Here is a 15075-nt window from a genome sequence, read left to right on the forward strand (position 1 = left end):
TCATTCGGCTAAGGCGATAGCCGCCATTCGGGAATATCCCGGCTCGCGCCGCACTGAGCCGGGATACCGAGAGTGCTGCTTTCTGGTCAATATCAGGCCGTACGCCATCTCCGGGTCAGCGGCTTCTCGACTTCCACAATCAGGAACATCACAAAACCGATAATAAAAGTGATAACCCAGTAGCGGAACGGCAGCGCTTCGGTGCCAAACAGCATCTGCATAAATGGCGCATAGATAATCAGCAGCTGCAGCACCAGCAGCACGCCGCTGACAATCCAGATCCCCCGGTTCGCCAGCAATCCTTTACTCAGCGAGAAGCCATCCGCCACGCGACAGTTGAGCATATAGAACCACTGAGCAGTAACCAGCGTCTGTAACAGCACCGTACGAATAAACTCAGGCGAATAGCCGCGCGGCTGTAGCCAGGCTTCAAGAACAAAGGCGCTGACGGCAATCATCGACCCGACAAAAATCACCCGCCAGATAGCAAAGCCGTCCATCACGTGCAGCTTAGGGTCGCGCGGCGGCCGGCGCATGATGTTCTTCTCACCTGCCTCAAAAGCGAGACCAAACGACAGCGTGGCGGAGGTCGCCATGTTCATCCACAGGATCAGCACCGGCGTCAGCGGAATTAAATTTCCCGCCAGTAGCGCAATAATAATCAACAACCCCTGCGCGAGGTTGGTCGGCATAATAAAGAGGATGGTCTTTTTCAGGTTATCGTACACTCGGCGGCCTTCCCTGACGGCGCTGGCAATGGTGGCGAAGTTATCATCGGTCAGCACCATATCTGCGGCCTCTTTGGTCACTTCGGTGCCCTTAATCCCCATCGCAATACCGACATCGGCCTGCTTCAGCGCCGGGGCGTCGTTCACCCCGTCGCCGGTCATCCCGACCACCTCTTTTTTGCTTTGCAGCGCCTGCACCAGGCGGAATTTATCCTCCGGGCTGGTACGCGCAAAGATATCGAATTTCTGCGCGGCTTCGCTGAGCTGAATGTCGTCCATCACCTCCAGCTCTCTGCCGGTAATGGCGTTTTCCGCATTGCCAATCCCCAGCATCTTGCCGATACTCATCGCGGTTTGCGGATGGTCGCCGGTGATCATCTTCACGCGGATCCCCGCCTGCAGGCAGTCGCCGATGGCCGTAATCGCCTCCGGCCGCGGCGGATCCATCATCCCGGCAATCCCGAGCAGAATGACGCCCTGCTGCAAATCCTGATGGGTGAGTTCCGTTTGACCGTCGGCGGCGGGTTTCCACGCTGCCGCCACCATCCGCAGCCCTTCCCGCGCATACTCTTCGATTTTGCCTTCCCAGTAAGGCTGGTCGAGCGGCTCCAGGCCATGGTCGGTTTGCTGATGCTGGCACAGGCGGAACAGGACATCGGGCGCGCCGGTAATCAAAATCATCTCTTCATCGCCGATGCGGTACAGCGTCGACATATATTTATACTGTGAATCGAAGGGAATTTTGCTGCGCAGCTCAGTGCTGACCGCCGGGAGCGGGACTTTCGCCGCCAGCACTTTCAACGCCCCTTCGGTCGGGCCGCCGGTAATTTTCCACAGCCCGCTTTCATCTTTAATAAGCTGACTGTCATTACACAGATCGATAGTGCGCAGATAACGTTCCAGCAGCGTGCCCGGCGCAACGGTTACCGGCGCAGGCTCATCGATCGGGTGAATATTCCCTATCGGCTCGTAGCTGTCGCCCTCCACCCGATAAACTTTATCGGCGGTTATCACGGCTTTCACCGTCATCTCGTTCATGGTTAGCGTGCCGGTTTTATCCGAGCAGATCACCGTCATGGCCCCGAGGGTTTCCACCGTAGGCAGCTTGCGGATAATCGCCTTCTGACGGGCCATGGTCTGCACGCCGAGCGAGAGAATAATGGAGATAATTGCCGGTAAACCTTCCGGTACCGACGCCACCGCGAGGCTAATCAACGACAGCATCAGCTCAGAAACCGGCATATCGCGGAACAGCAGGCTAAAGACAAACAGCGCGGCCATCATCACCAGGATGATGATAAAAATGGCTTTACCGAGCTTATCCATCTGCACCAGCAGCGGCGTTCGGTGTTTTTCGATATCCGACATCATCTGGTTAATATGACCCAGCTCGGTATCGCCGCCGGTGGCCACCACCAGGCCTTTTCCGCCGCCCGAACTCACCGTGGTGCCGGAAAACAGCAGATTGGTACGATCGCCAAGCGGCAGCTCGCCGCTAAGCGCCTCGGTGCTTTTCTCCACCACCGTCGATTCGCCGGTCAGAATCGCCTCTTCCACCCGCAGGTTATGCGCTTCGATAACCCGCAGGTCAGCAGGGATGCGATCGCCGGCGCGGATCACGACGATATCGCCGGGTACCAGAGCGGTTGTCGGGATCGTTTCATGGTTGCCCTGACGAACGACCACCGCTTCGCTGGAAAGCATGTTGCGAATGCTCTGAAGCGATTTTTCCGCGTTGCTCTCCTGAATATGGCCGATCAGGGCGTTAATCACCGCCACGCCCAGGATCACCAGAGTATCCACCCAGTGCCCCATGACCGCCGTCAGCAGCGCCGCCGCCAGCAGCACATAGATCAGCACATCGTTAAAATGCGCCAGAAAGCGCAGCCATGCCGGCTTTCCTGCTTTTTGCGGTAGAGCATTCTCGCCGTACTGCTGCAAGCGCGCTGCCGCTTCAGCACCGCTGATGCCGTCCGGGGTACTGTTGGTGCTGGTCAGGGTTTCTTCGACGGAGAGCTGATAGAACGGGCCGCCCGGTTTTTCTGTATTCATAGTTATCTCCTCACTCCTGTATCGGAAATCAGGACAGCCTCAGGCCGTCCTTAGCGCACCACAAAAACCGGAACATGGGCATAGCGAACGATCCCTGCCGCCTCCGACCCCAGCAGATGCGTCTGAATATTCGGGTTACGCGAGCCGATTATCACCACATCCGCCTTCAGCTCATCGGCCAGTTTGGTCACTTCATCGCGAATGTTGCCGCTGCGAATGTGAATCTGCATATCGTTTTCCGCCAGCGTGAGTTTTTTAACCAGTTCAACCAGCTTTTCCTTAGAAGTATTCATCAGATAATCTTCCATTTTCCGTGCATCGGAAATAAAGCCGCGCGTCAGCACTGGAGAAAAAGCGGGAATCACGTGAAGAAGATGAATCTTTCCGGAGGAGCTTTGTGCTAGGAATTGGGCGTGGGACAAGGCCTTGTCCGCCAGACCGATTTCAAACACATCAACCGGCACGAGGATATTTTTATACATAGAGACAATCCTTTTATTACCTATAAAAAAGGTGGTGAAAACAGCCCAGGCACTGGCGCTGGTACTGAGGAGGAAATCTCAAGAACAAAATTTGCTGGACGTGTAGGTATAATTAAACGTAGCACACCACGGTTAACATGATTAACCCGCCAATTAATATATTGAAAAATATCACAGAGTCAGGCACAGCCAGACAATTCAACTGCCAACCCGGTAAAATCGTCGCCATCACCGTAATTTTTGCTCTTTTTAACATTTCTGTTTTACTGCGACTATCCTCATTATCAGTGGCTTGTTCACTTTCTGCCGCCCCACAATAATTATTATGATAAGAATTTACTTAGCTAAGCATTAGAGCTAAAGGAGGAACAATGTTCGGTTACAGTCTGTTTCGCCTGAGCCTGTTTATTGCCCTGGCAATAATCGCCTGTACGGCTACCGGGTTAATTACTTATTGGGTTGTTTCGGCCCTCGCTGAATAAACACAGCGATTGTGAATAATATGTAAAAGATAGCCTTTTACTTCGAGGGGAATACAGTGAACCGTTATTTTTCTCTCATCCCGCTTGTTATTTTAATAACAACGGCTTGCGATCGGAAAGCGCCAGAAATTACGCCGTTACCGCGGATGGTTAAGGTCGCTGAGGTGGTGGCTATCGGCGAGTCACAGCAGCGCGTATTCCCCGCCCGTATTGAGTCCGGAGACTCCACTGACCTCTCTTTCAAACGCGGCGGCCAGATTGAATCTCTTGATGTGCGCCAGGGAGCTAATGTGACTCAGGGGCAGACACTTGCCCGGCTTAACGCCCGGGAAGCGCAGCAGCGGGTGAATGAGCGGCAAACCGCCGCCACCCTCGCCCAGCGGCAATTCGATCGATTCCAGACCCTGGCCGGTCGTCAGGCGATTTCAAAAGCGGAAATGGATATCCAGCGAGCCAACCGCGACTCCGCTAATGCCGCGCTAAAAATAGCCCGGGAAGAGCTGTCGCAAACGACGCTAACCGCACCGTTCAGCGGCGTAGCCGCCAACGTTCCGGTACGTAACCATCAGGTGGTCGCCGCCGGACAGCCGATTGTCACCCTGACGCGAACCGATCTGCTCGACGTGGTGTTTAGCGTTCCGGAAAACCTCTTTACTGCGCTGGATATTCGCAACGCGCAGTATCGTCCGGTGGTTAAAATTAACGCCATGCCGGATCGCCAGTTTACCGCCGAATACAAAGAACATACCGGCAGCAGCGACAGCAGCACGCTCACCTGGCAAATCATACTGACCATGCCGCGACCTGCCGACTTCCCCTCGGTCGGCGGCGTGAGCGGAACGGTGACGGTTAATCTGGCGAACCTGCCCGCCAGCGCCGGCAAAAATGCGGTCGTGGTGCCTGTCGAAGCGGTGTTTAATCCGGATAATCGCCCGCGCAACGAACCCCACGTGTGGGTGGTTCAGGGCAGCGGCGATCGGCTCCATCTGGAAGAGCGCAAAGTTGGCGTGGGTCAGATCACCTCACAGGGCGTGGTGATTACCGAAGGGCTCAGCGTCGGCGAACGCGTGGTGGCGGCGGGCGTCAGCGAATTACATGCGCAACAACCGGTTCGAATCTGGACGCGTGAACGAGGTTTGTAATGGATATCTCCCGCCAGTTTATTAACAATCCAATCCGCGTCTGGCTGACTATTTTACTGCTGGGCATCGGCGGGATCTTCGCTCTGCTGAACATCGGCCGGCTGGAAGATCCGGCGTTTACCATCAAAACCGCGGTGGTGGTTACCCATTATCCCGGCGCTTCAGCGCAGCAGGTGGAAGAAGAAGTCACCCTGCCGCTGGAGAACGCGCTGCAGCAGCTGCCCTATCTCGATAACGTCAGCTCCATTTCCTCTAACGGCCTGTCGCAAATTACCGTCAACATCGCCTCGCACTACCACTCCAGCGAGCTGCCGCAAATCTGGGATGAACTGCGCCGCCGGGTTGGCGACGCCGCTCGCCAGTTCCCGCCCGGCGTCGCTTCTCCGTTCGTGAATGACGATTTTGGCGATGTCTTTGGCTTCTTCTTCGCCCTCTCCGGCGAGAGCTTTACCAACCCTGAGCTGGTTCGCTATGCCGAGCAGCTGCGCCGTGAACTGGTGCTGGTGCCCGGCGTCGGTAAAGTCGCCATCGGCGGGGCGATCCCCCAGCAAATCAACATTGATATCTCATTGGCGAAAATGGCCGCCCGCGGGATTACGCTCAACCAGCTGGCGGCGATCCTCAGCCGGTTGAACGTCGTCTCTAACGCCGGAGAAATTAAATCCGGCAGCGAATCGATCCGCCTGCATCCCACGGGCGAGTTTGCCAACCTCGACGAGCTGGGCGATCTGTTAATCAGCCCGCACGGTTCGGGAACGGCGACGCGGCTGCGCGATATTGCCACGCTCTCGCGCGGGCTGAGCGAAACGCCCTCCAGCATTTACCACGCCAACGGTCGCCAGGCGGTCACCATGGGGGTGTCGTTTATCCCCGGGGTTAACGTGATTGATGTTGGCCGTGCGCTGCAAAACAAACTGGCGCAGATGTCGGCGGAAAAACCGGCCGGGATCAACATTGACCTGTTCTACGATCAGGCGGCGGAAGTCGCCCATTCGGTCAACGGTTTTATCACCAACTTTCTGATGGCGCTGGCGATTGTCGTTGGCGTACTACTGATCTTTATGGGCGTACGCAGCGGTATTATTATCGCCCTGTCGCTGGCGCTCAACGTACTCGGCACGCTGCTGATTATGTATCTGTGGGGGATCGAGCTGCAGCGTATTTCGCTGGGGGCATTGATTATCGCCCTGAGCATGCTGGTCGATAACGCTATCGTTATCGTCGAAGGCGTGCTGATCGCCCGCCAGCAGGGATCGACGCGACTTACGGCAATTAATTATGTGATTCGCCGTTCGGCCCTGCCGCTGCTGGGGGCCACGGTGATTGCGATTCTTGCCTTTGCGCCGATTGGGCTGTCGCAGGACTCGACCGGGGAATATTGTAAATCGCTGTTCCAGGTACTGCTGATTTCGCTCATGCTGAGCTGGTTCTCGGCGCTGACCATTACCCCGGTGCTCATTAAGTGGTGGCTGTTTAAGCCTCAATCTCAGCCGGTGGCACAGGCCGATACCAACCCGTACGGCGGACGCTTTTACCGCCTGTATCAGCTGACTCTGCAGGCCCTTCTGCTGCGCAAAACCGTCACCCTGACCGTCATGGCGGCGCTGCTGGCCGCCGCTATCTGGGGGTTTGGTTCGGTGCGACAAAACTTTTTTCCCTCTTCAAACACGCCCATTTTCTTTGTCGATCTCTGGCTTCCCTACGGTACCGATATTGCGACCACTGAAAAGATGACCAGCGATATTGAGACTGCCATTAACGGCCAGCCCGGAGTCGTCACCACCGTGGCTACCGTCGGCCAGGGCAGTATGCGGTTTATCCTGACCTACAGCGGGCAACGGCAGTACAGCAACTATGCGCAGATCATGGTGCGAATGGACGACCAGCGCAGCATTGCCGCCCTGACGCAGCATGTAGATCGCTATATTGCGCGTAACTATCCGCAGGTGAACGCCAGCACAAAACGCGTGATGTTCGGCCCTTCCGGCGACAGCGCCATCGAGGTGCGGATCAAAGGTCCCGACCCAGACAGACTGCGCCTGATCGCCAGCCAGGTTGGCGATATCCTCTCTGCAGACCCGGCCACCGATGGCGTTCGCAACGACTGGCAAAACCGCAGCAAAGTTATCCGTCCCCAGTACTCCACCGCCCTTGGGCGCGAACTGGGCGTTGATAAACAGGATATCGATAACGCGCTGGAGATGAACTTCTCCGGCAGCCGCGCGGGACTGTACCGTGAGGGTGCCGACCTGCTGCCGGTGATAGTCCGCCCACCCGCCGCCGAGCGCCAGGATGCGAATCACTTAAATAACGTGCTGGTCTGGAGCCAAAGCCGCCAGCAGTATATTCCGCTCAGTAACGTGGTCAGCGGCTTTCACCTTGAATGGGAGGATCCGCTGATCCTGCGCCGCGACCGCAGCCGCGTGCTGACGGTGCAGACCGATCCCGACCCGCTCAGCAACCAGACCTCCGGGGATATCCTCTCTCGCGTGAAACCGCAGATCGATGCGCTGGTGCTGCCGCACGGCTACAGCATCGAGTGGGGTGGTGATGCGGAAAACTCCAGCGAGGCGCAGCAGGGACTGTTCACAACCCTGCCGCTGGGTTACCTGGTGATGTTTATCATCACCGTACTGATGTTCAGTTCGCTGAAAAATGCGATTGCCATCTGGCTGACCGTACCGCTGGCGCTGATTGGCGTAACGCCGGGCTTCTTAATCACCGGCATCCCCTTTGGTTTTATGGCGCTGATAGGTCTGCTCAGCCTGAGTGGAATGCTGATCCGTAACGGCATCGTGCTGGTTGAGGAGATTGAACAGCAGAAGCAGGAAAAAGAGCAGCAGGAGGCGATTATTTATGCCGCCACGTCGCGTTTGCGCCCTATCCTGCTGACGGCGTTTACCACCGTGCTTGGCCTGGCGCCTTTACTACTGGACGTTTTCTTCCAGAGCATGGCGGTTGTTATCATGTTTGGTCTGGGTTTTGCTACTATTCTGACGCTGCTGGTTCTGCCGGTAATTTACGCCTGTTTCCACAATAAGGACATGAAGCGACAACCATGAATAGTACCGGGTTAAATATTATCAAAACGCTGGGATGCATGACGGCGGTGACCTTCTTCACCATCTACAACACCTGGGATAGCTATGATTACGACTATCACTGGATCCTCGGGTTTTTGACGTTTATTTCGACTATCGCCACGCCGCTGTTTTTTGTGGTGGCCGGTTATCTCGACTCGCAGTCCCGCCACGATTCGCAGTGGCAAATGGGCAAAATCAAAAGCGTGGTTATCGTCTTTCTGTTCTGGATGACGGTGTACTATCTGTGGGAGCCTTATCAGCGCGGCTATCTTATCCAGCCGTGGTTTGTCTTTGCGTTTATCGTGATTTACACCTTTCACCCAGTCATCGAGTGGCTTAGCCAGCGGCGTAAACTGTTTTTTGCTGCAGTTTTCTCGCTGCTGCTGCTCTCGTATGGGTACGATCTTTTGTCCGCGCTGTACCCTGATATCCATGCGCTGAGCCTGGCGCCGCAGTATCGGTTATGGACATGGCTGCTGTTTTATCTGACCGGTCAGCTGTTCAGCGATCCGCTCGTCGCCGGCTGGCTCAGGCGCGAAAAAGTGGTTAAAGGGGCGATGATCGCCATCCCGTTTATTTATCTTTTCACCTGGTTTTACGAGCGCCATTTCTTTTTCGCCCTGTTTAAGGCCGACAGAAATGCCTTCATTCTTACCGGTTCACAAATTTATATTCTGGTCGTCGCGCTGGTGATTGCGGCCAACGGCGTTCGGTTTCGTAAAAACAGCGAGTTTAAAGAGGCCGTTCTCGCCACCATCAGCAAAACGATGACCGGCGTCTATATTCTCCACTACTCCGTTTTTCACCTGCTCACTGCATTTATCCCGATTAACTCACTGGGTACCAAATTAATGCTGATTGTTCTCACGTTTATCACTTCGGTACTGATTTCAATGCTGGCGCTGTCAAATTCGGTGGTGAAAAAAGTGATTACCATTTGACGTTCGCCGATTCAGGCCATGACCGCCAGCGCATTTAAAAACCGTAGCGCAGCCAGGCAAACAGCACGTTGCCGTTATTATAGGTGCCGGGAATATAGGTGAACTGCACGCTCAGACGGCGATAGCTGGCGGAAAAAAGCGGCAAAATAATCGGCAGGGGTACGTAGTTGGCAAAGTCATCGCGGGCGGTGATCCCGGCGGTAACGCCAAGTCCCAGACGAAAATCGCGGCGACTATCAAGATCCCACCCCTTCTCCCAGCCGTAGCCGATTATCGGCTGCCACTCGTTATGCGAATCCTTGAACATCATGGCGTAGAGAGAACTCCAGTTGCCCTCTGCGTTATATCTGGAAACGCCAAAACCCCCGCCCCACGGCATTTCATTATAGTTATCCGTTTTCTCTTTATCGTACATAAAGCGGTTATGCCAGCTGAGAAACGGAAGATACAGATCGTAGTTTTGCGGCTCATTCCAGGTCTGCGAGACATCGTTTTTTAACCAGCTCCACCAGCCGCTGATGCGCTGCTCGCCATATATCTTCGTTTCAGCCTGTACCGAAAAGGCGAAAATAAACACAATTCCCCACGCTACCCGTAGACAACGTTGCATAGTTTTATCCTTAAAGAAAACCGCCCGGTGTTAATTCAGTTTGAGAACAAAAAACAGGCTTTGCAAATATCGGCCAAGAAATTTTGTGCGCTGGCCGGCGATAATGGCAAGTCCAGTTGCGGCCCCATTTCAGGACAGAGAGAGCCGCTGCGGTGATTTCATTTCCTTGCTGGTGGGATTATGATGACGCTAATTATCCTTTCTGTCCGCAGTGATTGAGAAATAGATGGACTTCATCAGCATTATTATGTCGGCGGGAAAAACCTCCGTCGATGTGGCCCTTTATACGCTGCTGCCAATCATGGTTGTCATGCTCATCGTCATGAAATATCTGGAAGTACGCGGGGTGCTGGATATCATCGTGCGCTGGCTCGCGCCGCTGCTCAAGCCGTTCGGCTTAACCGGAATGAGCGCATTTGCGCTGATTCAGATGAATTTTGTCAGCTTTGCCGCCCCGCTGGCGACCCTTGCCATTATGGATAAACGCGGCGCCTCGGACCGGCAAATGGCCGCTACGCTGGCCATGCTGTTTGCCATGGGGCAAGGCAACGTATTCTATCCATTAACGCCCTTTGGCCTGCACTGGCTGGCCTCTATCGTTATCTCCATTGTCGGCGGACTGTGCGCCGCCGCGGTGACCTGGCATATCACCGGCCGCAGGCTATCGATGGTTGAAAACGCGCGGGCCGAAGCGCTGCCCGAGGCCGAACAGAACAGCCAGGGGATTATCGCCGTGATTAACAGCGCCGGCTCCGACGCGATTCGCCTGGCGCTCGGCGCGGTGCCCATGCTGATCCTGTCGCTGGCTATCGTCGGGTTTATGCAGGCGGCGGGCCTGATTGAGATGCTCCAGCGTCTGCTCCTACCGCTGCTGCTGTGGCTGAACATCCCGGTTAACTTCGTGCTCCCGGCGCTGGTCAAATGCGTGGCTGGCGGGACGGCCTATTTCGGCGTGATCTCTGAACTCGTGCAGCAGGGAAAAGTGACCATCAGCCAGATCAACGCCTCGGCAGGTCTGTTAGTACAGACGTTTGACCTCCCGGGTATCGGTATCTTTCTGGGCGTCAGCTCGCGCTTCGTGCGCCTGTTCCGCTTCGCCGCCGCCGGCGCTATCGCCGGGATCGCCATCCGCACCGTGATGCACCTGACGCTATTCTGATGCCACCGACTCCGGACGGAGGCAGGCAGCGACATCAGCCTGCTCGCTGCAGGCAATATGATGGTCAATCCTCACCATCATCCACGGGAAAAACGGGTTGGAGGTCACGCGCATCAGCGTATCCAGCCCGACGCTCAGCGTCGAGGTTTCCCCACGCAAAGAGATCGTGCCGATGCTGATCCCGTAGCGATTTTTCTCCGCCGGTTCCCGGCCATAGAGCGAATCGGTCAGCGGGAACGGCACCGCCACGTGCGACAGCGAATACATATCCTGCGGCCAGGCAAGATGCAGCGGCGTCACGGTTTCGCTTCGCGTTCCGGCAAGCGTGGTGCGGGCCACCGTCTCGTAGGTGTCGGGGGCAGCGTTAGTAATCACCGTGGTGGCATAGGGCCGCGGCGCCGGCGGCAATAACGTATTCACCGCCGAATAGAGCGAGGGACGGAATAGCGCGCGTAGATTCGCCGCCTGGTTAATATCGAAAATCACCAGCTCGCTTCCGTTATCCGGCAGATAGCGATACAGCGACTCTACCACCGCCCGGGTGCTCACCGTGGAGTCCATCACCGACTGAAACGTTAACACCGGCGCCAGTTCGGAAAGCCGATGATTTTGCGCCTCCTGCACGATTTGCTGCTGCAGCGCCTGCGACAACAGCCATGACTGCCTTGCGGCCTTAACCGGGAACGAATTGTATTTATAGGGATTGAATTCCGGGACGATATTCAGCCATGCCGCGCGGGCAAAAGCCGGAAATACCGAGGGTAAACCGGCCAGTCCGGCAAAACGCGCAAAGGCGGTGACGCCAATCATCGGCGACAGCAGGATTATCTGCTGCGGCCGGCGCAGCGCTTTATCCTCCAGGCTATCGAGAGCGTATTTTAGCGCCAGCGCCCCGCCGTTGGAGTAGCCAACCACGTGCAGCGGCACGTTATCCCCGGCCAGGCGCGTCGCTTCGCGCACCGCAAGACGGGTTGTCGCTATCCACGCCTCGCGGTCCACGGCGGTGAGCGCGCCCGGAGCCGTACCGTGCCCGGGCAGCCGCGGGGCGACGGCGACAAATCCCTGCTGCTGATAGCGCTGCGCCAGATAATGCACGCTATAGGGAGAGTCCGTCAGGCCGTGCAGCAGCACCACCGCGCCGCGCGGTTTGCCCTGCGGCAGCAAAATAAAGGAGCGATTCCAGTCCGGATGAAACTTATCCGGATAGACCAGGCTTTGTGCGTAAAAACGGTTAATCGCCGTTTTTTCATCGTCGCTCAGCGCATCGGTAACGTGGCTTTTCATATCGCGGAAAATCGTCGCTTCCCGCGTCTGGTAGTCAGCAAAAGTAGCGAGGTCAATCTCGCTGGCGGTCATTTCATTCGCCGTCCAGGTGTGCCAGCGGTGCAGCGCCGGGCCGCGCTGCGATTCGTAAATGCGGCCAATAAAAAAGACCACCACCACCACCAGTAGACCAATGATGGCTTTTTTCGCCATCGAGACCATTCTTAAGCCCGACTTATTCAGCAGCCGGGTAAAACGCATCATTGCCATATTTCTGTCCGAATTATCTCTTTATCCACCGGGTGGGATTATTACCCGGAGCGCAGCAGATCCTGCGATTCTCTTTTTAAACATAGACTAAACCAACTGCCTGTTCTTATTGTCAGATGAGATGCAAACAGGAATTATCGCCGGGGGTAACCGGTCAGGAATTAACAAATGGAATGGTGGATTAAAAAACTACGCGAGGCCACAACGTCTACACATACCTGGGCGGTTCTGCAAAGCGGCCAGTTAACGATTGTGGCGGAACTGACTCCCTGCGCCCGGCGTCTACAGGAAGGCGATAAGCTGACGCCGTTGGCGGACGCGCTTTACTGCATTAATAACGATAAAACCCTCACCGTAAAGGTGCTCAACGCCACCCATTTTAGCGCCGATCGCTGGGCCGCTATCGACAATGCCCCCACCTGTTAATGGATAGTGTCCAGCTTCAACGGGTTCTAATCTCAGTACTTTCTTAGCTAAGCGGGGTAAATTGTCCGACGCCTGTTTCAGTCTGTGACATACTAAGCACAACGTCAGCAGAGCAGAAATAAGGAGTAGGTCATGAACCAGAAAGCCGCCAGGCTGACCCCAGAAGAAGCGCTCACGCAACTCGAAGCGCTCTATGAAAAATCGGTCAATGCGCTGCGTAAAGCTATCGGCGAATATATTCACCATAATACGCTTCCCGATAATAGCGCCCGTGCGGAAGGACTGTTCGTTTACCCGGAGCTGTCGGTATCGTGGGACGGCTCGGAGCATAAAGCCTTAAAAACCCGGGCCTGGGGCCGTTTTACCCATACCGGCTGCTATACCACCACCATTACTAATCCTAAACTGTTTCGCGCCTATTTGCTGGAACAGCTCACCATGCTGTATCAGGATTACGATGCCTGCATTACCGTCGGGCTATCGCAGCATGAGATCCCCTATCCGTACGTGATTGATGGCTCCGAGCTCACGCTCGACCGTTCAATGAGCGCCGGCTTAACGCGTTTTTTCCCCACCACCGAGCTGTCGCAAATTGGCGATGAGACTGCCGATGGCCTGTTCCATTCCACGGAATACTATCCCCTGTCGCACTTCGACGCCCGCCGCGTCGATTTCTCGCTGGCGCGCCTGCGTCATTACACCGGCACGCCGGTTGAGCATTTCCAGCCGTATATGCTATTTACCAACTATACCCGCTACGTCGATGAGTTCGTGCGCTGGGGCTGTAGCCAAATTCTCGATCCCGATAGCCCCTATATCGCCCTCTCCTGCGCGGGCGGGATCTGGATAACGGCGGACACAGAGGCCCCGGAAGAGGCAATTTCCGATCTGGCGTGGAAAAAGCATCAGATGCCGGCCTGGCACCTGATCACCAAAGAGGGTCAGGGGATCACGCTGATTAACATTGGCGTAGGCCCGGCTAACGCTAAAAACATCTGCGACCATCTGGCGGTGCTGCGCCCGGACGTCTGGCTGATGATTGGCCACTGCGGCGGCCTGCGCGAAAGCCAGACGATTGGCGACTACGTGCTGGCTCACGCCTATCTGCGCGATGACCATGTGCTGGATGCGGTGCTACCGCCGGATATCCCTATTCCGAGCATCGCCGAAGTTCAGCGCGCGCTTTACGACGCCACCAAGCAGGTTAGCGGAATGCCCGGCGAAGAGGTTAAGCAGCGGCTGCGTACCGGAACGGTGGTTACCACCGACGATCGTAACTGGGAACTGCGCTACTCGGCCTCGGCGCTGCGCTTTAACCTCAGCCGCGCGGTGGCTATCGATATGGAAAGCGCGACCATTGCCGCGCAGGGTTATCGCTTCCGCGTTCCCTACGGTACCCTACTGTGCGTCTCCGATAAGCCGCTGCACGGTGAGATCAAGCTGCCGGGACAGGCTAACCGCTTCTATGAAGGGGCGATTTCCGAACATTTGCAGATTGGTATTCGGGCGATTGACCTACTACGCGCCGAAGGCGACCATATGCATTCGCGCAAGCTGAGAACCTTCAACGAACCGCCGTTCCGTTAAGCGCATAGATAACACGAGCAGAATAAACTCAGTCCGGATGGCGTGACATATTTACGCGGCCACCCGCCGGACTGAGCGTTAGAGAAAGAGAGTCATTCGGACCAGGGGATAATCACCATTACCCTTTCGCTATAAATTAAAACATTTATTTCTTTAGTGCTAACTATTTCTCTGACCGTAGCCACACTGCTTGTCTCAAAATATTATTGTGCTAACTTCCGCAATTAAAAACTGCCACGCCGATTATAAAAGTAAATATTCCATTAACATATCTATATCAATTGCCGCATGGTCATATAACGCACAATAGCAGACTGGGTAACACTTGAATTACGTCTCATAACCCCTTAAATTAATTAAAAAAATTTATGTGTAACAAAACTGCCATACAGAACAGGCAGCGCTCAAGAGAGATCAAAATAATCAAAGAGTTATCTATGGCCGCTACTCTGCTATCGAATCATCATTTAATAGCGTCAGGTTACTTACAACAAATATCTTGTTACTCAACCACAACAGATAAAATTGCACATGTCGCCAATATGCAATCATGGATAAGCTTATCGGTCGCCATCAGCAATGTACTATTTTCGTAAAAGTATGGAAGACAGTTTTATGAAATTAACCATAGGGAATATCCGCCTGTTTATTTTAATAGCAACTATATTTTTCTGGACGGTCGCGATCGGGCTCGTTTCCCTTGTGGTATCCTGGTTTTAAAACCGTGTTCGAAGGCAAGGCCCCGGCGTTGCCACAATCGTGACTATGCAAGAGAAAGCAAAAAGCCCGCTTAGGTTTCCTTAAGCGGGCTTCTTAAATTTGGCTCCTCTGACTGGACTCGAACCAGTGA

10 protein-coding genes and 1 tRNA gene (1 of these 11 cut by a window edge) are annotated in these 15075 nt (G+C 55.1%); 6 read left to right on the forward strand and 5 right to left on the reverse strand.

The features are described 5' to 3' along the window. Positions 1-92: 92 nt before the first annotated feature. Together HMPREF3178_RS28065 and HMPREF3178_RS28070 are read right to left on the reverse strand one after the other, a co-directional pair. Positions 93-2780 carry a cation-transporting P-type ATPase gene (locus tag HMPREF3178_RS28065; protein ID WP_004103523.1) on the reverse strand — a complete coding sequence of 896 codons (2688 nt, stop codon included), beginning with the start codon at positions 2778-2780 and terminating at the stop codon, positions 93-95. Positions 2781-2830: 50 nt separating this feature from the next. Next, positions 2831-3262: a universal stress protein gene (locus tag HMPREF3178_RS28070; RefSeq protein WP_004103525.1), complete on the reverse strand. Its 432-nt coding sequence runs from the start codon at positions 3260-3262 to the stop codon at positions 2831-2833. 538 nt (positions 3263-3800) lie between these two features. Here HMPREF3178_RS28070 and HMPREF3178_RS28075 point away from each other — a divergent pair. From HMPREF3178_RS28075 to HMPREF3178_RS28085, 3 genes are read left to right on the forward strand one after another with little or no spacing between them, the layout of a single operon-like run. Continuing rightward, entirely contained in the window at positions 3801-4886 is a 1086-nt protein-coding gene (locus HMPREF3178_RS28075) for an efflux RND transporter periplasmic adaptor subunit (protein WP_004103530.1), read from the forward strand. Continuing rightward, positions 4886-7948, forward strand: a complete 3063-nt coding sequence (locus HMPREF3178_RS28080; RefSeq protein ID WP_004103532.1) for an efflux RND transporter permease subunit — start codon at positions 4886-4888, stop codon at positions 7946-7948. The genes HMPREF3178_RS28075 and HMPREF3178_RS28080 overlap by 1 nt, the downstream gene beginning before the upstream one ends. Before the next feature lie 38 nt (positions 7949-7986). Beyond that, on the forward strand, positions 7987-8910 hold the full coding sequence (locus HMPREF3178_RS28085) for an acyltransferase (RefSeq protein WP_162680277.1): 924 nt from the start codon (positions 7987-7989) through the stop codon (positions 8908-8910). 34 nt (positions 8911-8944) lie between these two features. On the opposite strand, the gene pagP is transcribed toward HMPREF3178_RS28085, so the two are convergent. Further along, on the reverse strand, positions 8945-9520 hold the full coding sequence (gene pagP / locus HMPREF3178_RS28090; protein ID WP_070585646.1) for a lipid IV(A) palmitoyltransferase PagP: 576 nt from the start codon (positions 9518-9520) through the stop codon (positions 8945-8947). A gap of 226 nt (positions 9521-9746) precedes the next feature. Here pagP and HMPREF3178_RS28095 point away from each other — a divergent pair, with 226 nt between their 5' ends. Further along, entirely contained in the window at positions 9747-10679 is a 933-nt protein-coding gene (locus HMPREF3178_RS28095; protein WP_024274425.1) for a nucleoside recognition domain-containing protein, read from the forward strand. Here HMPREF3178_RS28095 and HMPREF3178_RS28100 read toward each other — a convergent pair. Next, the gene (locus HMPREF3178_RS28100; RefSeq protein ID WP_175438968.1) at positions 10671-12206 is read right to left on the reverse strand and encodes an alpha/beta hydrolase; all 1536 of its coding nucleotides are present in this window, start codon (positions 12204-12206) and stop codon (positions 10671-10673) included. The genes HMPREF3178_RS28095 and HMPREF3178_RS28100 overlap by 9 nt on opposite strands. 174 nt (positions 12207-12380) lie before the next feature. Here HMPREF3178_RS28100 and HMPREF3178_RS28105 point away from each other — a divergent pair, with 174 nt between their 5' ends. Beyond that, positions 12381-12638 carry a histidine kinase gene (locus HMPREF3178_RS28105; RefSeq protein ID WP_004103541.1) on the forward strand — a complete coding sequence of 86 codons (258 nt, stop codon included), beginning with the start codon at positions 12381-12383 and terminating at the stop codon, positions 12636-12638. Positions 12639-12770: 132 nt separating this feature from the next. Then, positions 12771-14225, forward strand: coding sequence for an AMP nucleosidase (locus HMPREF3178_RS28110; RefSeq protein WP_004103542.1), 1455 nt, complete (start codon positions 12771-12773; stop codon positions 14223-14225). Positions 14226-15045: 820 nt separating this feature from the next. Here the strand turns inward: HMPREF3178_RS28110 and HMPREF3178_RS28115 are convergent. Continuing rightward, a tRNA-OTHER gene (locus tag HMPREF3178_RS28115) sits at positions 15046-15075 on the reverse strand; it runs 48 nt beyond the window's last position.

This window comes from Klebsiella sp. HMSC09D12 (assembly GCF_001808475.1).
GTDB lineage: Bacteria > Pseudomonadota > Gammaproteobacteria > Enterobacterales > Enterobacteriaceae > Klebsiella > Klebsiella oxytoca.